General features: G+C 57.4%; 18 protein-coding genes. 13 read left to right on the top strand and 5 right to left on the bottom strand.

What is annotated here, in order from left to right; all coding sequences use genetic code 11:
- Nucleotides 1–176 precede the first annotated feature (176 nt).
- The 10 genes from BA6348_RS15930 (at nt 177) to cdaS (ending at nt 11,449) form a co-directional block, all read left to right on the top strand.
- Complete coding sequence (locus BA6348_RS15930; protein WP_007783572.1) at nt 177–1,061, top strand: YitT family protein; 885 nt, start codon at nt 177–179, stop codon at nt 1,059–1,061.
- Between the two features lie 220 nt (nt 1,062–1,281).
- Nucleotides 1,282–4,818: a M14 family metallopeptidase gene (locus tag BA6348_RS15925; RefSeq protein ID WP_122953424.1), complete on the top strand. Its 3,537-nt coding sequence runs from the start codon at nt 1,282–1,284 to the stop codon at nt 4,816–4,818.
- A gap of 31 nt (nt 4,819–4,849) precedes the next feature.
- Complete coding sequence (locus BA6348_RS15920) at nt 4,850–5,554, top strand: DUF969 domain-containing protein (protein WP_005835315.1); 705 nt, start codon at nt 4,850–4,852, stop codon at nt 5,552–5,554.
- A 3-nt stretch (nt 5,555–5,557) separates the two neighbouring features.
- Complete coding sequence (locus BA6348_RS15915) at nt 5,558–6,511, top strand: DUF979 domain-containing protein (protein WP_007783579.1); 954 nt, start codon at nt 5,558–5,560, stop codon at nt 6,509–6,511.
- A gap of 88 nt (nt 6,512–6,599) precedes the next feature.
- Nucleotides 6,600–7,370: an IclR family transcriptional regulator gene (locus tag BA6348_RS15910; protein ID WP_007783581.1), complete on the top strand. Its 771-nt coding sequence runs from the start codon at nt 6,600–6,602 to the stop codon at nt 7,368–7,370.
- A gap of 37 nt (nt 7,371–7,407) precedes the next feature.
- Nucleotides 7,408–8,055, top strand: a complete 648-nt coding sequence (gene pcp, locus BA6348_RS15905; RefSeq protein ID WP_005835309.1) for a pyroglutamyl-peptidase I — start codon at nt 7,408–7,410, stop codon at nt 8,053–8,055.
- 95 nt (nt 8,056–8,150) lie between these two features.
- Complete coding sequence (pxpB, locus tag BA6348_RS15900; RefSeq protein WP_005835308.1) at nt 8,151–8,864, top strand: 5-oxoprolinase subunit PxpB; 714 nt, start codon at nt 8,151–8,153, stop codon at nt 8,862–8,864.
- Nucleotides 8,843–9,889 (top strand): 5-oxoprolinase subunit C family protein, encoded by a 1,047-nt coding sequence (locus BA6348_RS15895; protein ID WP_122953423.1) that lies wholly within the window; start codon nt 8,843–8,845, stop codon nt 9,887–9,889. Before pxpB ends, BA6348_RS15895 begins: the two co-directional genes overlap by 22 nt.
- Nucleotides 9,886–10,650 carry a LamB/YcsF family protein gene (locus BA6348_RS15890; protein ID WP_005835304.1) on the top strand — a complete coding sequence of 255 codons (765 nt, stop codon included), beginning with the start codon at nt 9,886–9,888 and terminating at the stop codon, nt 10,648–10,650. The genes BA6348_RS15895 and BA6348_RS15890 overlap by 4 nt, the downstream gene beginning before the upstream one ends.
- Nucleotides 10,651–10,837: 187 nt before the next feature.
- Entirely contained in the window at nt 10,838–11,449 is a 612-nt protein-coding gene (gene cdaS / locus BA6348_RS15885) for a sporulation-specific diadenylate cyclase CdaS (RefSeq protein WP_005835302.1), read from the top strand.
- Between the two features lie 84 nt (nt 11,450–11,533).
- On the opposite strand, the gene BA6348_RS15880 is transcribed toward cdaS, so the two are convergent.
- Entirely contained in the window at nt 11,534–12,760 is a 1,227-nt protein-coding gene (locus BA6348_RS15880; protein ID WP_122953422.1) for an aminopeptidase, read from the bottom strand.
- A 237-nt stretch (nt 12,761–12,997) separates the two neighbouring features.
- Between BA6348_RS15880 and pepF the strand changes: the two genes are divergently transcribed.
- A complete protein-coding gene (gene pepF / locus BA6348_RS15875) occupies nt 12,998–14,797 on the top strand; it encodes an oligoendopeptidase F (protein ID WP_005835298.1) in 1,800 nt (599 codons plus the stop codon).
- 115 nt (nt 14,798–14,912) lie between these two features.
- Nucleotides 14,913–15,227: an MGMT family protein gene (locus tag BA6348_RS15870; RefSeq protein WP_005835296.1), complete on the top strand. Its 315-nt coding sequence runs from the start codon at nt 14,913–14,915 to the stop codon at nt 15,225–15,227.
- Nucleotides 15,228–15,281: 54 nt separating this feature from the next.
- On the opposite strand, the gene BA6348_RS15865 is transcribed toward BA6348_RS15870, so the two are convergent.
- Nucleotides 15,282–15,641, bottom strand: coding sequence for a Lin0512 family protein (locus BA6348_RS15865; RefSeq protein ID WP_005835290.1), 360 nt, complete (start codon nt 15,639–15,641; stop codon nt 15,282–15,284).
- Between the two features lie 165 nt (nt 15,642–15,806).
- Between BA6348_RS15865 and BA6348_RS15860 the strand changes: the two genes are divergently transcribed.
- Nucleotides 15,807–17,771: an ATP-dependent DNA helicase gene (locus BA6348_RS15860; RefSeq protein WP_025847660.1), complete on the top strand. Its 1,965-nt coding sequence runs from the start codon at nt 15,807–15,809 to the stop codon at nt 17,769–17,771.
- A 203-nt stretch (nt 17,772–17,974) separates the two neighbouring features.
- On the opposite strand, the gene BA6348_RS15855 is transcribed toward BA6348_RS15860, so the two are convergent.
- From BA6348_RS15855 to BA6348_RS15840, 3 genes are all read right to left on the bottom strand, one after another.
- The gene (locus BA6348_RS15855; protein ID WP_005829521.1) at nt 17,975–19,597 is read right to left on the bottom strand and encodes a multicopper oxidase family protein; all 1,623 of its coding nucleotides are present in this window, start codon (nt 19,595–19,597) and stop codon (nt 17,975–17,977) included.
- Nucleotides 19,598–19,868: 271 nt separating this feature from the next.
- Nucleotides 19,869–20,276 carry a hypothetical protein gene (locus tag BA6348_RS15850; RefSeq protein WP_122953421.1) on the bottom strand — a complete coding sequence of 136 codons (408 nt, stop codon included), beginning with the start codon at nt 20,274–20,276 and terminating at the stop codon, nt 19,869–19,871.
- Between the two features lie 378 nt (nt 20,277–20,654).
- Nucleotides 20,655–21,275, bottom strand: coding sequence for a hypothetical protein (locus tag BA6348_RS15840; protein ID WP_141333630.1), 621 nt, complete (start codon nt 21,273–21,275; stop codon nt 20,655–20,657).
- Between the last annotated feature and the right edge of the window lie 63 nt (nt 21,276–21,338).

Genomic DNA, 21,338 nt, shown 5'->3' with positions numbered 1-21,338 from the left:
CTCTTCTTCTAACGGTTTGATCGCGAAAAGGTCCTTCGCTAACACGTATGTCAGAAAGCGGGCGTATATACAGCCAGCCGCAGGACTTACTAGCCGCTGAAAGCAGGCTGGCTATTTTTGGAGCAAGCGGGGAAAGCTGAATGCAGAAAAGAAAAAAACGGGTAAGGATGATTTTTATGGAAGCCGCAAAAACGGGTCCGATTACCCACAAGCGGGCCAAAAAGCGAAGAATCGTCACAAGGGCGCTTGCGATTATCGTCGGAGCGCTGATGGTTGCCGTCGGCCTGGAAATTTTTCTCGTGCCGAACAAGATCATCGACGGCGGGGTCACAGGTCTGTCGATCATGATGTCACACCTGACCGGAATCAAGCTGGGGATTTTCCTCTTTCTGTTCAACTTGCCGTTTTTGTTGGTCGGCTACAAGCAGATCGGGAAAACGTTCGCGATCTCCACGCTGTTTGGGGTAGCCGTCATGTCGCTCGGGACGAATTTTTTGCACCACGTTCCCAGCTTGACCGACGATTTGCTGCTGTCTGCCGTCTTTGGCGGCATCATTATCGGGATTGGCGTCGGACTGGTGATTCGCGCAGGCGGGTCGTTGGACGGCACCGAGATCGTCGCGATTTTGCTGACGCGCAAAAGTCCGTTTTCCGTCGGGGAAGTCGTAATGATTTTCAATATTTTCATCCTCGGCAGCGCGGGCTTCATCTTTGGCTGGGACCGGGCGATGTACTCGCTGATTGCCTACTATATCGCGTACAAAATGATCGACTTGACGATGGTCGGCCTCGAACAATCGCGCTCGGTCTGGATTATTAGCGACTATCCGAACGAAATCGGGGACGCGCTGTCTGCCAGGCTGGGACGGGGGATTACGTATTTGCGCGGAGAGGGCGGCTACTCCGGGGACGACAAAAAAGTCATTTTCTGTGTCATCACCCGGCTGGAGGAAGCCAAGCTCAAATCAATCGTGGAGGAGATCGACGCATCCGCGTTTCTCGCGATCGGCCATATTCACGACGTATCGGGAGGGCGGTTCAAGAAAAAAAATATTCATTAACGGCGAGCGTGGCCGGCTAGGCCAGTCAGGCGCAAACAGGACAGGCAAGCAGCAGATGCTTGCTTTTTTCTGCGTGTCGGCCATTCCTAACTGATTATCTTTTCTGAAACTTGAAAATGATCTATTGATTTTTAAGCATTATGAATTTATGATTTGTTTACTGAATATGAAATAGTAGTTCCGAAATTCGGAACAAAATGAGAAAGACGGGTGAGGCAAGGTGAGGATAGACGAGCTGTGGAGTACGAACGGCTTTTTTCGGGCCAGCAAAGGGAGCAGCGCCCCTGACGGAATCGTCTCGAAAATCACGGTTCCGTCCGAGCGCACGAGCTGGGAATCTGCCGCGATGGCAGAGCTGGCCAGTCGGATCGGTTTGCACCTGACCGACTTGCCGCTGCCGATTTTTGAGCACTTGTTCATTTTCGACCAGCTTGATGAACAGGCTCTCCCGGTACAGGGGGACAAGCCGCGTACTTTGCGGATCGTCGTAGGGTACGAGCAGGCATGGCTTGCTTCGGTTTTGGGCGAACGCAAAGCGGCGCTACTCGCTCTGCACAAGCTGCGGGACAACGGCGAAAAAGAGGCAGGCATTCTGTATGTGAGCGAGGGCGAAGACGAGTCGATTCTCGTCATTACAGGCACATCGCCGCAAATGACGTTGCTTTCGGCACGCGCGCTCGTATCCGGGGAGTACAGGCAAGATGCAATAGAGCAGGCGGGCTTCGGCCATCAGCGCGCGATTTTGATTGCGCCAAAACCGGCGGCTCCGTTGACCGCCGAAAAGACGGCGACCAATCCAGGCAACAACCGCTCCCGGACTTTTTCGCTGCACGAACTGTTTACGACAGAAGGGCTGTACGAGCAAAACGACGGGGAGCTGCTGCCGACGCTGGACGTGTTGTTGTCCATGCCGGATGGCTCGCTGGAGAAGACGGTGGCGGCCGTGGAGCTTGGCGCGCGCCTCGCCTTGTCTGCGGGCTATGTACGCACGCCTGTGACGCGGTGTGCAGGGGAAGAAAACGAGGCGGGGCGGTTTGAGATTGTCTTCGAAACAAAAACGGCTCCGGCTGCTCATGGAGAGAGCCGTATGGAGCTTTTCGAGGACGGCAAGCAGTTGCGGATCGAGAGCGATGCTTTGCATCTGGTCGGTTTTGTGCGCGAGCTGCTCGCAGACGGATTTGCGCCGCTTTCCGCAGGACAGCATTTCGGCTGGCGCCAGCGGTTGTTCGCCTTAAAGAGCGACAGCCAAGATTTGTCGTTGCGCGCGTCTCTTGGCTTGCAAACGTTTTCGCTGCGGGAGCGCACAGAGATCGCGCGCCTGGAAGTACCGGAGCATTTGGCTCGCCCCACAGAAGTATGGGAGCAGTATGTGGGCGGCGGTGGACGAGCGGGTGGCCCCGTGCCGCTTGCGGTTACGGAAGAGCTGCCTGTCTGGACGGCGGAGTGGAGCGATCCGGGCGAATTAGCAGAGATGGAAGACTATTTGCTGGCCGTTGTGCAAAAGCATGCCGAACATTCCGGGGGAGCCGCTTTGGAGATCGAAGTGACGACCACGGCGAGCGAGCAGACGTTTGCGGCGTGGGCGAAAAAGCTGGCCGGGCAATGCAGGGAGCGCTACGGCGTCGAAGTCTGGTTCGCGTTTCGCGACGCAAACAAGTCGGGGCTGAACTGGGCCATGCAGGAGGTGTTGCCGCAAATCGTCCAGCTCAAAGACGTGCACAGCGTCGAACTGCGGGCGAGGGCGTTTCGGCCAGCGGACAAGCACTTCGACCTGGTTCACCGCTTTTTGCAGGAGCTGTATCCGTTTGATGCGATTTTGGCCGACAGCCTGTCGCTTCCGCTCGAACGCATTCGCCTGCAGCTTGCAGAAGATTCTGCCGCTCCGATGTTTTCCGTGTGTGCTTTTGCCGAGTCGAAAGAGGTGCTTGCCGACTGGAGCTGGGAAGGCTGGGCAGAGAGCAGGCCGTACATGCCGGATCAGCCGCAGCGCGGTCGTGTGCTCGTTCCGTTTGCAGGCGTCCGGGTAAAGGAAGCGCAGACGCAAAACGAGCTTGCGAGGAAACCGTTTGCAACCAATCCGTATCGCTTTTGGCAATGGTACCAGGAGCAGGTGCTGCCGATGATTTTCCGGCAGGTAGGGGGCAATCCTGGCGTGCCGAAGTTTTCCCGGCTGGAATGCCACGTCGGGATGGATGCCGTGGAGAAAAAGCTGCCGCATCTGGAGGAGAACAGCTCCGTCCTGGAAGCGTTGCACGAAGATATTTACTTTTACACGTTGCACGCCATGCACAACCACGGGAAAAAGGTCGGGGACCCGGAGTGGGACGCACCTGGCGGAATCGTGCCGTTCATGCACGTCGAACAGGGCGGCAAGCCGTGGGCGCGGATCGCTTTGTACGCCTTTCCGACGGAGCATGCGATCACGGCGGTCGACGCGAGCGGCGCGGCGACGGTCATCCGCCCGTTTGCGGGGATGCCGTTTCGGGATGCGGTAGCGACCGGGCTTTGCCGCAAAGAAACCGACTGGTCGGTTACGCTCGAAGGGATTGCGGACGCTACGCTGAGAGAGCAGTGCCAGGCATGGCTGGGCTTTTCCATGGCGCAATCACAAGCGCAGCCTGCCGACCAGCAGCCAATCGCGCAGCAGGCTACTACAGAAGCTTCCAAGGGAAAGTCGCTTTGGGAGGACGTTTTCACAGGCGAGGACGTGGAGCAGTGGCTCGCACAACACCGCGAGCAAGTGCCCGGACAGGTCGTGCCGCTCGATTTTTCGCTGAACGGCCGCTGGATTTGGGCCGTCGAGCTGTTCGCCGGAAAAGCGCAGCACAGCTTTGCGACGAGCACGGCCAAGCACGCGCTGTACAAGCCGACGTTTTTCATCAACGCAAGGCACCACGCCAACGAAGTATCGAGCACGAACGCCGCTTTGCAAATGATCGCCCAGCTTGCAGACGATCCTTCTGTCCTGGAGGCGGTCAACCTCGTCATCATCCCGCTGGAAAACGTCGACGGAGCCGCGCTGCACGCGCAGCTTGCGCAGGACAACCCGTGCTGGAAGCACCACGCCGCCCGCTACAACGCATGCGGACTGGAATTTGCCAAGTATCGGTTTCAAAGCGGCGTGCCGTTTGGCGAGAGCCGGATTTATCCGAAAGTATGGGAGCGCTGGGCGCCTGACATCGTGCTCGACGACCACGGGATTCCGTCGCACGAATGGATTCAGCCGTTCAGCGGCTACAACAGCCCGCCGCGCTTCCCGGTTTCGTACTGGATTCCGAGCGCGCGGATGTACACGATCTGGCGCGCGCTGACAGAGGCGACCCCCGAGCAGCGCGAAGCCTACACTTCGCTGCGCGCAGCCCTCACCGCTTCGCTGCACCAGGACGCGGCTGTCGCGCAGGACAACGTCGATTGGCTCGCCACATACCGCAGATGGGGCCATGACTTTGACCCGCAGCATTTTCCGATTGAGCTGTCGAACGGAAGCATTGCCTACACTCGGGACAGCCCGATTAACCGCAACTCTCATGATCTGATCGAGCGCTTCCCGGAGTGGGTGACAGCCGACCTGATGACAGAGGTCAACGACGAGACGGTGTATGGCAAAGAATTGCAAGCGTGCCGACACGCCCACCATGTGGTCCACCAGGCGATTGCCGACTGGATGAAAAATCGGAAAGTAACAATAGAGGAAATCCGGGAGCACGAGGCAGATGGCACCATTCGCATCGGCCTCATCCGCAAGCGCCCGCTTTAGATTAGCGCTCATTTGAGAGGAGACTACCAACATGGTTTTGATTGGTGTTGCAATCGTGATTATCGGCTTCATCGTGCGGCTCAACCCGCTACTGGTGGTGACGGTCGCGGGGCTTGCCACCGGACTGCTCGCCAAGCAGCCGCTGTATGAGATCATCGAGCAATTTGGCAAGGCGTTTACAACGAACCGCTACATGGCGATTTTTATCGCCACCTTGCCCGTCATCGGGCTATTGGAGCGCTTTGGACTGCGCGAACAGGCAGAAGCGCTCGTCTCCAAAATCAAGGCCGCCACGGCAGGCCGCATCATTAACGTCTACTTTTTTATCCGCGAGGTCGCTGCCGTGTTTGGCCTGACCTCGATCGGCGGCCATGCGCAAATGGTGCGGCCGCTCGTCGCGCCGATGGCAGAAGGAGCGGCGGAGGCGAAGTACGGCAAAGACCTCCCCGACGACGTGCGGCAAAATATTCGCGCGCACTCTGCAGCGGCCGACAACATCGGCGTGTTTTTTGGCGAGGACGTGTTTATCGCGATTGGCGCAATTTTATTGATGAAAGGCTTTTTCGACCAGAACAACATTCCGTCCGATCCGCTGCAAATGGCGATGTGGGCCATTCCGACCGCGATTGCCGCGTTCGTCGTGCACAGCATCCGCCTGATTTTGCTCGACCGCAAGCTGGACCGACGGCTGGGACAGCGCAACAGCAAGCACACATCGACAGGCAAGGGGGAATAACCGATGTGGATTTCGATGGAAGCGATCTATGTATTTCTCGGTTTGATTGCGCTTGGCGGCAGCCTGTTTACGTTTGTGGACAAGAAAAATCCGCGCCGCTTCACCTCTGGCCTTTTTTATGCGCTCTACGGGATTTCCTTGCTGCTCGGCAGTATCATCCCGCCTTTTGCCATGGGACTTTTAGTCATTGTGATGGTGCTGATCGTCGGCTTGGGCGGCTTGAAGGTGGGAAGCTACGGCGAAGCCTCCGCTGAGGAGCGCAGGCAGAACCGCCAGCGGCTGGGCAACTGGCTGTTCGTGCCAGCGCTGTTGATTCCGCTGTTGACGATTGTCGGCAGTCTCGGCTTCAAGGACGTGAAAATCGGCGAGCTGTTCGTGCTCGACCAGAAAAACATTACGCTCGTCTCGCTGGGGCTTGCGACGTTGATCTCGCTGCTCGTCGGGATGGCGCTGACCAAAAGCAACCCGTTGACACCTGTCAAAGAATCGCGGCGCTTGCTGGAAGCGATCAGTTGGGCGGCTGTGCTGCCGCAGATGCTGGCTACGCTCGGAACGATTTTTACCAGCGCAGGTGTCGGGACGGTCGTCTCTGATCTGGTTGCGCACGTTATTCCGACGCATTCCTTGTTCTGGGTCGTCTTCGCCTACTGCGTAGGCATGGCCCTGTTCACGATGATTATGGGCAACGCGTTCGCGGCTTTCCCGGTCATGACGGCGGGCATCGCCATTCCGCTATTGATCGGCCAGTTCGGCGTCGATGCGAACCATCTGGCGGCAATCGGGATGTTCGCGGGCTACTGCGGCACGCTCATGACGCCGATGGCAGCGAACTTCAACATCGTGCCCGCCGCGCTGCTCGACTTGAAAGACAAAAACCACGTCATTCGCGTGCAGTTCCCGACAGCGCTCGTTTTGCTTGCGTTCAACATCATCCTTTTGTATCTGGTCTCGCTGTAGGCAAAAACCATCTGTTGTTTTTTCCTCCTGGCAACAATAATGATAAAATATGGACAAAAACAACCAGATCGCGGGGATGGAGAAGTCCATGATACAAAACCAGAACAAAACGGTCGTGAAGTCGATGGAGCTGCTCAATCTGTTCATCGACCACGACAGATTGAGCTTGAACGAGATGGTCGAGCTGACGAACATGCCGAAAACGTCGATCCATCGCATGATCGGCTCGCTCGAAGGAATGGGCTTTTTGCAGAGGGGCGAGGACGGCAAATTTTCGCTCGGGCTGTTGTTTTTGCAGTTCGGCCAGTTGGTGTCCGAGCGGCTGGATATTCGCCAGCTCGCTTTGCCCGTGATGAGCGCCCTGCGGGACGAAGTGGAAGAGGCGGTCAATCTCATCGTCCGGGACGGAAAAGAAGCGATCTATATCGAAAAGCTCGATACGCCACACCCGGTACGGCTCTATACGAAGATCGGGCGCAGATCGCCTCTGTACGCCGGGGCCTGTTCGCGAATTATTTTGTCTTTTCTGGAAGAAAAGGAAAGAGAGCAGTATTTGCGCGAAGTGGAGCTTGCGCCGATTGGACGCGGGACGATCACGGACAGGGACGAGTTGCGCAAAGCAGTGGCGGATGCGCGGGAAAAAGGGTACACGATCAGCTATTCGGAGTTGGAAAACGATACGGTAGCGGTCGCAGCGCCCATTTTTGACCACATGGGTCGTCTGCATGCAGGCATCAGCATCGCTGGACCGCAGGAGCGGTTCACCGAGGAGCGGCTGCCAACGCTGATCGCCCATTTGACGGCTGCCGCAGAGCGCATTTCCACGGCGCTGGGCTGGAGGCGAGCGAGGCGAAGCTGATTCATAAAACAGATAGCAGGGACAGGGGAGAGCGACGATGAAAACCATTTTGGTAACAGGCTTTGACCCATTTGGCGGCGAGCCGATCAACCCGGCGTGGGAATCGGTCAAGCGACTGGCTGACGTCCGGTCGGAACGGTATCGCATCGAAACAAGACAAGTGCCAACGGTGTTCGGCAAGTCCATCGAGCTTTTGCAGCAAGCGATTCGCGAGACGGAACCTGATCTCGTGTTCTGCATTGGACAGGCTGGCGGCCGGCCGGACATTACCGTCGAGCGCGTGGCGATCAATGTTAACGATGCGCGGATTCCCGACAACGAAGGAAACCAGCCGATCGACACCCCGATTGTGGAAGGCGGGCCAGCGGCTTACTGGTCCACGCTGCCGATCAAAGCGATGGTCAAGGAAATGAGGGCGAACGGCATTCCCGCTTCCGTTTCCCAAACGGCAGGAACGTTTGTGTGCAACCACCTTTTTTACGGACTGATGCATACGCTCGCGCAGCAAAACGCGGCGATCCGCGGCGGCTTTCTCCACATTCCGTACTTGCCCGAGCAGGCAGCGAAGCACCCCGGCCAGCCGAGCATGTCGGTGGAGACGATCGCCAAAGGACTGCAAGTCGCGATCGAAACAGCGGTGCGCCTGGAGCAAGACATCGTCGAAGGCGGCGGACAAATCAGCTAATACGAAGAGGAGGACAACTCCTCTTTTCCTTTACTCTAAAATTCGGAATGATTATACCGATTATCGGAACAAAAATGGAATAGGAGGGGAGCAGGTTGGAGCAAGTCGCGTTTTTTCCACTCGGCGACTCGGGAATTGTCATCAAGCTCGGAGACGCCATTGACCAGGCGACACAGCAAAAAGTAAAGGCGCTCGCCGACTATTTCGAAGAGCACCCGCTTCCGGGAATGGTCGAATACGTACCGGGGTACACGTCTGTCACGGTGTATTACGATCCGGTGGCGTGGTACGATCCGCGCGCAGCGGACATGCCGTACGAGCGGTTCAAGGCGCTGCTCGCGGGGCAGCTTGTGCACATTCGCGCGGATGAACAGACGAAGCCGCGGCTGGTGGAGATTCCCGTCTGCTACGGCGGCGCGTTTGGCCCTGACCTGCTGGATGTGGCCGCGTATCACGGCATCACCCCGGATGAACTGATCCGCATTCACTCCGGGCAGGAGTATCTCGTGCACATGATCGGCTTTGCTCCTGGCTTTCCGTATTTGGGCGGACTGGACAAACGCATTGCCACCCCGCGCAGGCAGTCGCCGCGAACCGCGATTGCGCCGGGAAGCGTCGGAATCGGGGGAGAGCAGACGGGCGTCTACCCGATTGAGAGTCCGGGGGGCTGGCAGATTATTGGCCGGACACCGGAGCGCCTGTTCCGCCCGGAAGAACAGCCGCCGAGCTTGCTGCGCGCAGGCGACAGAGTCCGCTTCTGTCCGATCTCGGAGGAACAATACGGGAAATGGGGGCAGATCGGGCCATGACCATGAGCATCGAAGTCCTATCACCAGGCTTGTACACGACCGTTCAAGATTTGGGCCGATACGGGTACCAGCGGCACGGGGTGATCGTCGGCGGGGCGATGGACACGCTGGCGATGCGCATGGCAAACATGCTCGTCGGCAACGAGCCGGACGCCGCCGTTCTGGAGCTGACGGTAAAAGGGCCAGTGCTGTTGTTTCACCAGGATGCGCTCTTGGCCGTGTGTGGAGCGGACATGCAGCCTGCTATAGACGGCGTGCGCATCCACAGCAACCGTCCTGTCTGGGTGAAAAAAGGCAGCACGCTGAAGTTTGCCCATGCCAAAAAAGGCTGTCGCGCCTACCTTGCCATTGCGGGCGGCTGGGAGGTTCCGCTCGTCATGGGCAGCCGCAGCACGAATGTCCGGGCGGGCTTTGGCGGGGCATGGGGCAGGACGCTCCGGGAAAAAGACCGACTCGAGCCAGGCAAGCCGAGCGAGCTGGCGCTGTTTTTCGCAGAGCAGTTGCAAGCGAAAAGCAAAGCGCGAAACGCTGGTTGCGGCGAGATGGACTGGTTTGTCCCGCAGCATGTTTTTCCGTACCAAAAAGACGCGGTCGTCCGGGTCATGCGCGGAGCGGAGTTCGGCTATTTTTCCGAGGAGAGCCGCCGACAGTTTTTCGCGACGCCGTATCAGCTCGCGGCGCAATCCGACAGAATGGGCTATCGTTTGGAAGGGCCGCAGCTTGCGCTGGAGTCGCCGCTGGAACTGATTTCCGCCGCCGTCTCTACGGGCACGATCCAGGTCCCGCCGAACGGCCAGCCGATCATTTTGCTCGCGGACAGGCAAACGGTTGGCGGCTACCCGAAAATCGGCCATGTGGCGACCGTTGACTTGCCGATTTTGGCGCAGTTGCGGCCGGGCGATAGCGTGCAGTTTCAGGAAGTGTCTTTGCGTAAAGCCCAGCAGGCGCTGTACGAGCAAGAAACCGAGCTGCAACAAATCAAGCTGGGAATCCAAATCAACGCGGGATGGAGGCAGAGCAAATGAAGGTTGTCGATTTGAACTGTGACATGGGGGAGAGCTTTGGGGCGTATCGACTGGGCAACGATCAGGCGATTTTGCAGCATGTAAGCTCCGCGAACATCGCCTGCGGCTTTCATGCGGGCGACCCTTCCACGATGCGAAAAACGGTGAAGCTGGCCATCGAGAGCCGGGTGGCAATCGGGGCGCATCCCGGACTGGCCGATCTGGTCGGGTTCGGCCGCCGCAACATGGACATCTCCGCCCAGGACGCCTACGAGCTGGTCGTCTACCAGATTGGCGCGCTGCAAGCGTTCGTCCAGGCAGAAGGAGGCGTCATGCAGCACGTCAAGCCGCACGGAGCCTTGTACAACATGGCAGCGACGCGTCCCGCGCTGGCCGAGGCGATCGCCGAGGCGGTTTACCGGGTCAATCCGGAGCTCGTTCTGTTCGGACTGGCTGGCAGCGAATTGACGCGGGCCGGGGAAAAAATCGGGCTGTGCACCGCGCACGAAGTGTTTGCAGATCGGACGTACCAGGCGGATGGCACGCTGACGCCGCGGACGCAGCCAGACGCGCTGATCGCCGACGAAGCCGAGTCGTTAGCCCAGGTCGTGCGCATGGTGACAGAAGGCAAGGTGCAGTCGCTGCAAGGCGTCGACGTGCCGATTCGCGCGGACACCATCTGCATTCACGGGGACGGTGCGCACGCGCTTGCATTTGCAGAGAGCATTCGCCAGGCGCTGCAAGCGGCGGGCGTCTTTATTCGCTGCATCCGCTCGTCATAAGGAAGGGTAATCCGCCTGTTTTTCTGGGAAAAAGGGCGCTTTCCTCCATCTGACCCGCTTTCTTTTGCGACGAGGCGCGCCAGGCTCTTTCGCATGAGGATAGCAGGATGAAAGCGCACGGGATGGGGAACAATCAAGGCAAGGAGCAGTCGGGTAGTCGAGAACACAGGAGGGAGAGGTTTCCTGCGTGCACGTAAACTGCGATTCATCTTCCTTGAAAGCCGAGCTGAAGCAAGAGCTGCTCAGCATTTCCCAGGCGATGGAGCAAAGTCTGCTCGCCCTCGACCAAGAGGAAGGCTGCTTGCTCGGTACGTTCGACCATATACGCAGCAGATTTAGCCGGCTGGAGACAGTGGCTGCCTCGTTTTACTTGCAATGCTATCTCGCGCCGTACACGGAAAAATACATAGACTTGACGATTGCCGTGCAGCATTTGGCCGAAAAACGCCAAGGGGCCCTGATCGTCATCGAGCGCGACGACTCCCTGGCCGAGCATTTGCAGGCGGGCATTCCCATCGGGGCTGTTTTGAGCTATTCGCTCCTGGAGTCGATCTTTTTTCCGGGCAGTCCGCTGCACGATGGGGCGGTGTACGTGCGGGACAATCAGATCGTTTCTGCGGCGAACGTCCTGCCGTTGTCGCACATTGCCGTCGGCGAAAAAAAGCTCGGGACACGGCACCGCGCCGCCCTGGGCCTGAGCGAGCAGAGCGACGCGCTGGTGATCGTCGTCTCCGAGGAGACGGGAAAGGCGTCCTTTGCCATGCAAGGCAGGCTGTATCCGATCATCACGCCTGCGTAGGCAACCAAAAAGAGGATCATGGCTCCCGACAGGGCCTGATCCTCTTTTTGGTTGGCTGAAAGCGTGCCGTTCGGCTCATTTGGCTTACGCCCAGTTGCCGTTGCGGAACAGCGGCTCACGCACGCCGTCCGCTGTCTCGCCGTCGATGTTCATCTCTGCGGAGCCGATCATGAAGTCGACGTGCACCAGGCTCGTATTGATGCCGCGGGCTGCCAGCTCTTCCTGGCTCATCGCTGCGCCGCCTTCGATGTTGACCGAGTAGGCGCTGCCGATCGCGAGGTGATTCGAGGCGTTTTCGTCAAACAGCGTGTTGTAAAAAATGATGTTGGACAACGAGATCGGAGACTGGTGCGGAACCAGCGCGACTTCGCCGAGATAGTGCGAGCCTTCATCGGTCGCAACGAGTTGCTTCAAAGCTTCTTCGCCCTTTTCCGCGCTGACCGAGACGATTTTGCCCTGCTCGAACGTCAAGGTGAAATTTTCAATCACATTGCCGTGATAGCTCAAAGGCTTCGTGCTGCGGACGGTTCCGTTCACGCCGTCTTTTTTCGGCGCGGTGAACACTTCCTCGGTCGGCATGTTCGCCATGAACGACGCGCCTTTTTCGTTCACGCTACCGCCGCCGATCCAGATGTGACGGTCAGGCAGCTCAATGGTCAATTGCGTGCCCGGCGCCTCGTAGTGGAGGTAGCGGTACTGCTTGGCGTTCAGTTGCTCTACTTTGCTGTTCAGCGTGGCATGATGCTCGTGCCACGCCTGAACAGGATCGTCCGTGTCCACGCGCGTCGCCCGGAAAATCGCGTCCCACAGGGCAGGCACCTGTTCGTCGGCGGGCAAGTCAGGAAACACCATGGCCGCCCATTCCGGCGACGGGACAGCAATTACGCTCCAGCTTACCTTGTCCGACATGGTGTAGTTGCGGAACGTCCGCAACGCTTGTCCCGCTGCCTTGTTCGCAGTCGCGATTCGCTCCAGCTTGACACCTTTGAGCAAATCCGGGTTGGTCGAGTTGATGTACAAAAACGCCGCTCCGTTTTCGGCCATCTCCTCCAGCCCTTTTGCCTTCCACTGCGGATAATCGGCAAAAGCTTCATCCGGCGCGAGATCGTATTTCATGCGGGTCAGCTCGTCATCGGTCCAGTCGATATGTACGTGTTTGGCTCCTGCTTCATACGCTTTGCGCGCCACCTTGCGCACGAACGGAGCAGCGGAGAGCGGAGCAGTCACAACCAGTGTTTGCATCGGCTGTACATTGACGCCGACTTTTACGGCGAGATCGGCATAGCGGTCAAACAAAAGCTCGAAAGACATAGGAAAGCCTCCTTTTCACTTGCGTTCAGCACCTCTCTATTATACCTGCACAACGGGAGTTGCTCGCTAGTCATTTTGAAAAAATTTCCTTGGAAAGCGCAGAAACAGACAGATTACGGAAGTTTTCGCGACATTTTTCGTTTATTTATTTTTTGGAATGGGAGGAAAATTCAAACGAGAATCAAACTTGAATAATAGAAAACATTTTATTGTAGGAATCATAAGGAGGCAGACACAGTGAAGACGAGACAGACGCGTGACCAGGTAGCCGTGGAATATACATGGAACCTGGATGACTTATTTGCCAGTCAAGCAGCGTGGGAGCAGGAGCTGGACGAGATTATCAGCCAACTGCCGGCCGTAACGGCTTTCAAAGGGCAACTGCACACAGGCGCAGAAACATTGCTGGCCTGCCTGGAAGCAAAAGAAGCGATCGAGGTTCGCGCCAATCTTGCGGCTACCTATGCCCGTCTGCGCTCATCCGAGGACGGAACCAATCCGCAAAATCAGGCAAATTCCGCGCGTGTCGGTGACGTCGTCTCCAGGCTGAACGCAGAGCTATCGTTTGTGCCGTCGGAAATTTTGGCCTTGCCGGACGGCACGATCGAGAAGTTCCTGCAAGAAGAGCCGGGTCTTGCGCCTTTCCGCAAAAGCCTTTCCGATCTGCTGGAAACCAAGCCGTATCGGCTGTCTGCGGAAACCGAAGCGTCGCTTGCCGCACTCGGCGAAGTATTCGGCGCTCCGTACACGATCTACCAGCGCGGGAAGCTGTCCGATATGTCATTTGCGCCCGTGCAGGACGGGGCCGGAGCAGAGCGCCCGGTGTCTTTTGCCCTGTTTGAAGCCGACTACGAAATGTCTGCGGACACGACGCTGCGCCGGGCTGCCTACGAATCGTTTTCAAACACGCTTGCTGCCTACCAAAACTCGTTTGCCGCTGTGTACGCCACTGAGGTGAAAAAGCAAACCGTGCTGTCCAGGCTGCGCGGCTTCGAGACAGTGACTGACATGCTCTTGCACACGCAGCAAGTAACACTGGACATGTACCACAACATTCTCGATATCATCGGCACAGAGCTGGCGCCGCACATGCGCCGCTACGCCAAGCTGAAGGCGCGCGAGCTGGGGCTTGAAAAGCTGAAATTCTGCGACCTGAAGGCGCCGCTTGATCCGGAATTCAGCCCGCCGATTACGATTGAGGAAGCGGGCCGCCTGATTCAGTCTGCTTTGCAAGTAATGGGACCGGAATACTCCGCAATCATGGAAAAGGCGTTGAACGAACGCTGGATCGACTACGTGGACAACGTGGGCAAATCGACAGGAGCGTTTTGCACGACACCGTACGGCAACCACTCCTACATCCTCATTACGTGGTCGGGCAACATGCGCAGCGCCTTCACGCTGGCTCACGAGCTGGGGCACTGCGGCCATTTCACGCTGGCGACCCGCGAGCAAAGCTATACCAATTCGCGTCCGTCCTTGTACTTTATCGAAGCGCCGTCGACGATCAACGAGCTGCTTCTGGGGCAGCACATCATGGCGCAGTCCGACGATCCGCGCCTCAAGCGTTGGGTGATTTTGCAACTGATGAATACGTACTACCACAACTTCGTGACGCACCTGCTGGAAGGCCGCATGCAGCGCAAAGTGTACGAGGCGGCGCAAAACGACGTGCCGCTGACGGCAAAAAAGCTGTCGGAATGGAAAGGGCAAGTGTTGGCGGAGTTCTGGGGAGACGCCGTGGAGCTTGACGAGGCAGCCAGCTTGACGTGGATGCGCCAGCCGCACTACTACATGGGGCTGTACCCGTACACGTACGCGGCGGGCTTGACCGCTTCCACCGCGATGGCAGCGAGCATCAAAGAGGAAGGACAGCCAGCCGTCGATCGCTGGCTGGAAGTATTGAAGGCGGGCGGCACCTTGAAGCCGCTTGAACTGATGCAAAAGGCGGGAGTGGACATGTCCCAGCCGCAGCCGATCCGCGACGCTGTCGCCTACGTGGGCAGCCTGGTAGACGAACTGGAAAGGCTGTTCTAGTTGTAGCCGGGCCAGCCGTTCGCGCAGGCAAACAGGAAAAAAGGCTTGTGATGGCGAAACCGTCACAAGCCTTTTTCAACGTCATCTTTTTACAAGAAAGATAGGAGCGCAGGAAATGACCGAATTTACAGAGCGAGCCGTAAAAATCATCGCCAGCATCCCGCCGGGTAGCGTCATGACGTACGGACAGATCGCCGCCTTGGCGGGAAGTCCGCGCGGAGCCAGACAAATTGTGCGGATTCTCCACTCCATGTCGCAAAAATACAAGCTTCCGTGGCATCGGGTCATCAATGCCAAAGGCAAAATCGGATTGCAGGACCGCGATTCCATGAATTTGCAAAAAATGCTGCTGGAAGGCGAAGGCGTAGCAGTCTCCGAGGCAGGGGAGATTGACCTCGAACGCTATCAGCACCATCCCGATTCGCTTTAGGCAGCTTGACCGCCTTCGTGTCGCCCAGCCCAGCCCAATCCGGCTCGGCCTAGCCTAGTAGCCTACTTCCACAGAGGCAATGACGACGTAAGCCAGATCGTTCTTGTCATCCTTTTCCGCGATCACGACGCCGCTTGACGTCAGCATGCCGCCGTCCACGACCTCAAACGACACTTCTCCGTACGGCAATTCGGCGCGCACGGTGTCCAGATCGAGCTTGTCGCGGTCGGCTGGCACAGCGAGGCGGACGTTGACCTTCATATTGTGAATATCGTTTCCGGGCAGCACGGAGCGCAGCCCTGGCATTGAATTGTGATGGATCGCGTTTTGGACAGCGCGAACGGCTGCTTTCGTGACGTTTTGCCCGTGGAGATCAATCCCCATTCCGATTTCGATAAACATGACCTTGTCCATTGTCGCATTCACTCCTACATTTTCCTTCGGTGTTCCTCTTTCATCTTACCACGAATCGCGATTTTTTCGCTCCTGACGTCTTGTGTTTCTCCACAAGTCATGTCATCATTACACTTTGGCATCATTGCTCGATGATTCTTTTACCATAATGGAGGCAGGTCTGAAGTGGAACGGTATCCTTTTGCCCACGATCCGGCCCAGCCGTTCATCCCGCAGGTGAGCGACTGGGTAGCGGACGTTTTTTACGATACGTTGCCAGAGGCGGGCTTCGAGGTCCGCGATGAGCAAATCTACATGGCGTTTCAGCTTGAACGGGCCTTCCAGGAAAAGCGGACGATTTTCGCCGAGGCGGGAGTCGGGACGGGCAAAACGCTCGCCTACCTGCTGTACGCGGTCTGCTATGCCCGCTATACGAGAAAGCCGGCGATCATCGCCTGTGCCAACGAGTCGCTGATCGAGCAGCTCGTGAAGCCGGAAGGGGACATCGCCAAGCTGGCCAGGCACCTCAACCTGACGATTGACGCGCGACTGGGAAAATCGCCGGACCAGTATATTTGCTTGCGGAAGCTGGACGAGGCCCGTCACCAACTGGATGGCGATGAAGTTTTCCAGGAAATTTACGAGGGGCTGCCGTCTTTTGTGCACACGCACGAAGCGCTCCAGTCGTTTTATCCGTACGGGGACCGCAGCGCTTACGCGGCATTGAACGACCAGCAGTGGGCGAAGATGAACTGGGATGCGTTCCAGGACTGCTTTGTCTGCGACAGGCAGCATCGGTGCGGACAGACGCTGTCGCGCGACCACTACCGCAAGTCTGCCGATCTCATCATCTGTTCGCATGATTTTTACATGGAGCACGTCTGGACGTACGAGGCGAGAAAGCGGGGCGGACAGCTTCCGCTTTTGCCGAGCCACAGCTCCGTCATTTTTGACGAAGGGCATTTGCTGGAGCCTGCCGCGCAAAAGGCGTTGACCTACAAGCTGAACCACGCCGTTTTTGAAGAGATCATTACGCGGCTGCTGCAAGGAGAGATCAGGGAGTCGCTGGCCGTCGCCATCGAAGAAGCGATCATCCAGAGCGAGGAACTGTTTTCGCGCTTGAACGCCGAGAGCAAGCCAGTCGCGGGCTCCGCGCGCAAGGAAATCGTGTTTCATCCCGAACTGATTGCAGCCATTCACCGCTTTACGAGCCTGATTGGCTCGATTGAAGAGGAGCTGGCGCTGGAGAGCGGCCTGTACACGCTGGACGACTTTCAGTTGCGGATCGTCGAGGAGCATCTGGAAATGATGCAGCTCGCTCTCGGCCTGTTCCAGCGGCCCGATCACGTCATTTCCTGGATGAGCGAAGAGTGGACAGGCCCGACCTTGGTCGTCATGCCCAAAATGGTGCAGGAAGTGCTCCGGGAGCGCGTTTTCTCGCAAAACATGCCGATCGTTTTCTCGTCTGCGACTTTGTCGGTAGAAAATTCGTTTGCCTACATCGCGGACAGCCTGGGCATTGAAGACTACTTGTCGTTTTCCGTCGCTTCCCCGTACGACTACGCGGAGCAGATGGAAGCTTTCGTTCCGCCGCTGTCCTGTACGCAGCCGTTCGCCGAAAAAATGGAGCTGGCTGTCGCCTTGCTGCAAAAAACCGGGGGACGCGCGCTGCTTTTGTTTTCCTCCCTGGAAGAAATGCGGGAGTTCAAAAACGCGGCGGAAGCGTACCCTGCGTGTGCCTCGATGCGCTTTTTGTACGAAGGCGACGCGGAAATCAGCCACCTGATCTCCTGTTTTCAAAACGACGAGGAAAGCATCCTGTGCGCCGTCTCGCTATGGGAAGGGCTGGATGTGCCGGGGCCGTCTCTCTCGAACGTCATCATCTGGTCGCTGCCGTTTCCGCCGAACGATCCGGTGTTTGCCGCCAAGCGAAAAAGCGCAGCGTCGCCGATGGAAGAGGTCGACCTGCCGTACATGTTGCTGCGACTGCGCCAAGGGATTGGCCGCCTGATTCGCACCCGCGAGGACAGAGGCATCGTCTCCATACTGAGCCCGGAGTTGTGGAGAGACGAACAGTTGCGAAAGCACGTGCAGAGCGTCTTTCCCGCAGGCGTGCAATGGCGCGAGACGCTTGCGAGCGAGGTTGTGTAAGCGAGCTCAAGCTTTGGGCAAGACCGCTTTTGGCTAGGTGCAAAAGTCCAGCGGGGCGCACGTGCGGCGCTTTGCGAAGAAACGGCGCTTCCGTCGTTTCTGTTCCAAAAAGCAAAAAGGCAGGAGCCAGATGGATGGCGTCCTGCTTTTTTTGTGCGTAGCGGTTTTCGTTTTTGCCGTAGCGGGTGCAAGCGCGAATGTTGTTACTCCGGCATGTTGCCGACGGTCGGATCGACGACGAAGTCCCGCTGGAAGCCCGCGTATTTGACCTCGGACACCATCCCTTTGGCCGCATGCCCCAGGTCGTGGCAGTGGAACATCCACTCGCCGGGATTGTCAGCCGCAAAGGCGACGACGTAGGACTCGCCTGGCAGCACATTCAAGGTGTCCTTGACCAGCGGCGAGCCGGACACGGGCTGGCCGTTTTTGCTCAGCACCTGGAAGAAGTGTCCGTGCAAATGCATCGGGTGGACGTCCTCCGGCGAGTTGTTGACGATGGTCACCTTGACCCGGTCGCCTTTTTTTACATCCAGCGGAGGGACGTTCGGGAACGTTTGGCCGTTGATCGTAAACACCATCTGCCCGTCGCGCGAGTCGGTGTTCAAGTCCATTCGGTATGTGATATCGTACGGCTGCTCCAGCGAAAAGCTGCTTTGGGCCGCTTCGCCGTATCGGGTGAGATCAATGACCGGGAGTTGACCCGACTCCGGTTTGGCCTGCGCCGCTTCGTAGCCTTCGTAGACGATAGGCACGGCAAGCGATTTGGCGCCAGGGTTGTCGCTTCGCTCCTCCAGCAGCCATGTTCCCGGGTTGTTCGCTACAAATTCGAGATCGTAGCGCTCGCCGGGGGCGATGTTGAGCAACTGTCCGCTCGTGAGCGGCGGATTGTGCAACGGCTGCCCGTCCGTGGAAACGATTTGGAACGCATGTCCTTGCAGGTTCAGCTTGTGCGACAAATACCCGGCATTGATGAGGCGGATGCGGACTTTTTCGCCTTCCTTCACGCGCAGCGGAGCGATGGCAGGTCCCGTCTTCCCGTTGACGGAAAAGATCGTGTACATGAGCGGCATCATTTTCGCGTCGCTCATGTTCGCCATGTCGTGGCCGCTCGCAGCAGAGGTGGCGGGAGCGGCGTGGTCAGCACCGTGGTTCATGCCTGCCATCGAGCCGCCGCCACCGTGCATTTCGGCCATGCTGTCGTCCTGCATCCATTCGTCGAGGACGAGCGTGACGTCTTTGTCTGCTGGCTCCGGCGTTTTCGGCTCGACGACGAGCGAGCCGTACAGCCCTTTGTCGACCTGCCTGGAGCTGTTTTGATGCGAGTGGTACCAGTACGTTCCCGCCACGTCGACCTTGAAGCGGTAGGTGAAGCTTTCGTTTGGCTTCACCGCATTTTGCGTGACACCGGGGATGCCATCCATGTTGTTTGGCACAGGCAGCCCGTGCCAGTGGATCGTCACCGGCTCCGGCAGTTCATTTTTCAAGGTGACGGAAATCGTCTCGCCCTGCTTGACGCGAAGCTGCGGTCCAGGGACGGTTCCGTTGTAGGTCCAGGCTGTTTTCATCGTCTGGTCGTCGAGGTGCAGCATGCTCTCTTTTGCCGTGAGGGTGAACGTATTGCCCGTCAGCACCTCCATGGCATTGTCGCCTGACGCAGTCATCGGTTGGGAGGGAGCAGCCGGTTGCTGCGTCGCGCTTTGGTCGGCTCCCATGTCGTGCCCGGCGTGGCCCGCGGTCGTCGCTTGCTCGGTCGAGCAGGCGGACAGAAGCAGCAGACCGCCCAGCAAAAGCGGGAAGGCTGTGCTTCGTAACGATGATTTGTTCATGATTCTGGCGTCCTCCTTTGCGCACTTTCGAAAAAAGCGTAGCAAAGGAATGTGGAGAAACCATGAAGGCGCGAGGGACGGGGAGGAAAAAAAGCGGCTTTTTCTGCGGCGGGAAAAGCGGGAAAGTGGCAAAGCGTCAAATCACCAAATCACCAAAGCACAAAAGCGTCAAAATACCAAAATACCAAAATACCAAGGCGCCGCCCAACGGCCAGTCCAACGGCCAGTCCAACGGCCAGTCCAACGGCCAGTCCAACGGTCAGTCCAACGGTCAGTCGCCGCGCCTGTTTGAATCGGCGCTCGCCAGCGCGTGCTTTTGCGCGTCGCGTTTTGGCCGTCCCAGGCCATGAACAGCGATCAGGCGAAAAAAGACAGCGGCATCCCGGCAAGTGAGCCATGGTGCAGGCAGCTCATGCCGCTCGTAAGCAGTCTGACCAGCACGCAGCAGCCAAGCCCCGGCACAGCGCCAACCGTCCCGCGCCATGAACAGCGACCAGGCGAAAAAGGACAGCGGCATCGCGGCAAGCGAGCCATGGTGCAGGCAGCTCATGCCGCTCGTAAGCAGTCTTGACCAGCACGCAGCAGCCAAGCCCAGGCACAGCGCCATCCGTCCCGCGCCAAAAACCCCGACGGCGAAGCCGAGAAAACAGAGCCGGAAAAACAAGGCTTGCTTTTGCAAATGTATGACACTTCTGTTACGATCTGAGCGAAACCGGCGAAGAGAGCGTGAAAAATGCTATAATGGAGTATCCTCCATGCAAAAATGAAAGTAGATTGGGACAGGGATGGTGTTCACTTTTGGGTAACGTGGATTTTGCAAGCTTACCTTGGAATTTGTTTTGGATCGGAATCTCCTATTTTTTGGTGACCGGCGCTTTCTTCTGTATTGGCTTTATGCGTCTTGTATCCCAGCGGGTGAAAAGCGGCATCGTCTGTATGGTCATCGCGGTCATCAGCGGGGGACTATTCCTGAACTATTTGTTTACTCATCACATTTAATTTTCGAAACCATGGCTCTGCCAAGCCATGGACGAATCCTGGTTGCACCTATACCGGATCAGAATGATCTGGACAAAACATCCCATGCGGGCCTGATGTGTATCGGACATCCTGATTCGATAGCAGTACATAGTGGAGCTGACGGTGGAAACGCGCCGTCAGCTTTTTGCGTCTGTCCGGCCCGGAAAAAAGAGGCATGCCGCCCGGAAAAATGCGCATAAAACCAGGCCATTTGGCTGAAGACAGAAGCGCTGCTCCCTGTCTTTTGCCGCAGCTTTTGGCGCCTGTGATTTCCCGGAAAAAATCGGCAGGGAATGTAAACAATTTGTAACGCGTTTTTGTCTTTGTGCGTCTTATAATCAGGATACAAGAGGTTGCCGGGCACAAAGCAGAAGGCATGAAAAAGGTGACCGGGCAACTGATTTGGGCCGATCAGATTTTCTTGCAAAAATCCGGTCGGCACCGATGCAGCGAAGGCTTCGTCCACATCATTGGAAAAGTCTGGTTTGCGCACAAAAATCAGGAAGGAAAGAGGGGAAACAGCCATACATAAGAAGAAGGCGCACACATTACGGAAAGTACGTAGGGCACCACATCCTGAATACGGGCAATGATGATTGGAGGATTCATTTTCCATTGCAGATAATGAACGAGACCAACCCCCGTTTTCTTCAGCCAACCTTTAAGAAACCTGGGGTTTTTGCATTCATATAGCACGCAATTCCCGATGTGTAATGACTGC

The sequence above is a fragment of the Brevibacillus agri genome (assembly GCF_004117055.1).
Taxonomy (GTDB): Bacteria; Bacillota; Bacilli; order Brevibacillales; family Brevibacillaceae; genus Brevibacillus; species Brevibacillus agri.
Note: the sequence above shows the minus strand (reverse complement) of the source record. Positions and strands in the feature narration are given on the sequence as shown.

Coding starts and splice junctions, on each gene's coding strand:
- BA6348_RS15895 (WP_122953423.1), top strand. CDS start 8,843: ATGGGGGCAGATCGGGCCATGACCATGAGCATCGAAGTCCTATCACCA.
- BA6348_RS15915 (WP_007783579.1), top strand. CDS start 5,558: ATGTGGATTTCGATGGAAGCGATCTATGTATTTCTCGGTTTGATTGCG.
- BA6348_RS15865 (WP_005835290.1), bottom strand. CDS start 15,641: ATGGACAAGGTCATGTTTATCGAAATCGGAATGGGGATTGATCTCCAC.
- BA6348_RS15890 (WP_005835304.1), top strand. CDS start 9,886: ATGAAGGTTGTCGATTTGAACTGTGACATGGGGGAGAGCTTTGGGGCG.
- pcp (WP_005835309.1), top strand. CDS start 7,408: ATGAAAACCATTTTGGTAACAGGCTTTGACCCATTTGGCGGCGAGCCG.
- BA6348_RS15870 (WP_005835296.1), top strand. CDS start 14,913: ATGACCGAATTTACAGAGCGAGCCGTAAAAATCATCGCCAGCATCCCG.
- BA6348_RS15930 (WP_007783572.1), top strand. CDS start 177: ATGGAAGCCGCAAAAACGGGTCCGATTACCCACAAGCGGGCCAAAAAG.
- BA6348_RS15880 (WP_122953422.1), bottom strand. CDS start 12,760: ATGTCTTTCGAGCTTTTGTTTGACCGCTATGCCGATCTCGCCGTAAAA.
- BA6348_RS15855 (WP_005829521.1), bottom strand. CDS start 19,597: ATGAACAAATCATCGTTACGAAGCACAGCCTTCCCGCTTTTGCTGGGC.
- BA6348_RS15910 (WP_007783581.1), top strand. CDS start 6,600: ATGATACAAAACCAGAACAAAACGGTCGTGAAGTCGATGGAGCTGCTC.
- BA6348_RS15920 (WP_005835315.1), top strand. CDS start 4,850: ATGGTTTTGATTGGTGTTGCAATCGTGATTATCGGCTTCATCGTGCGG.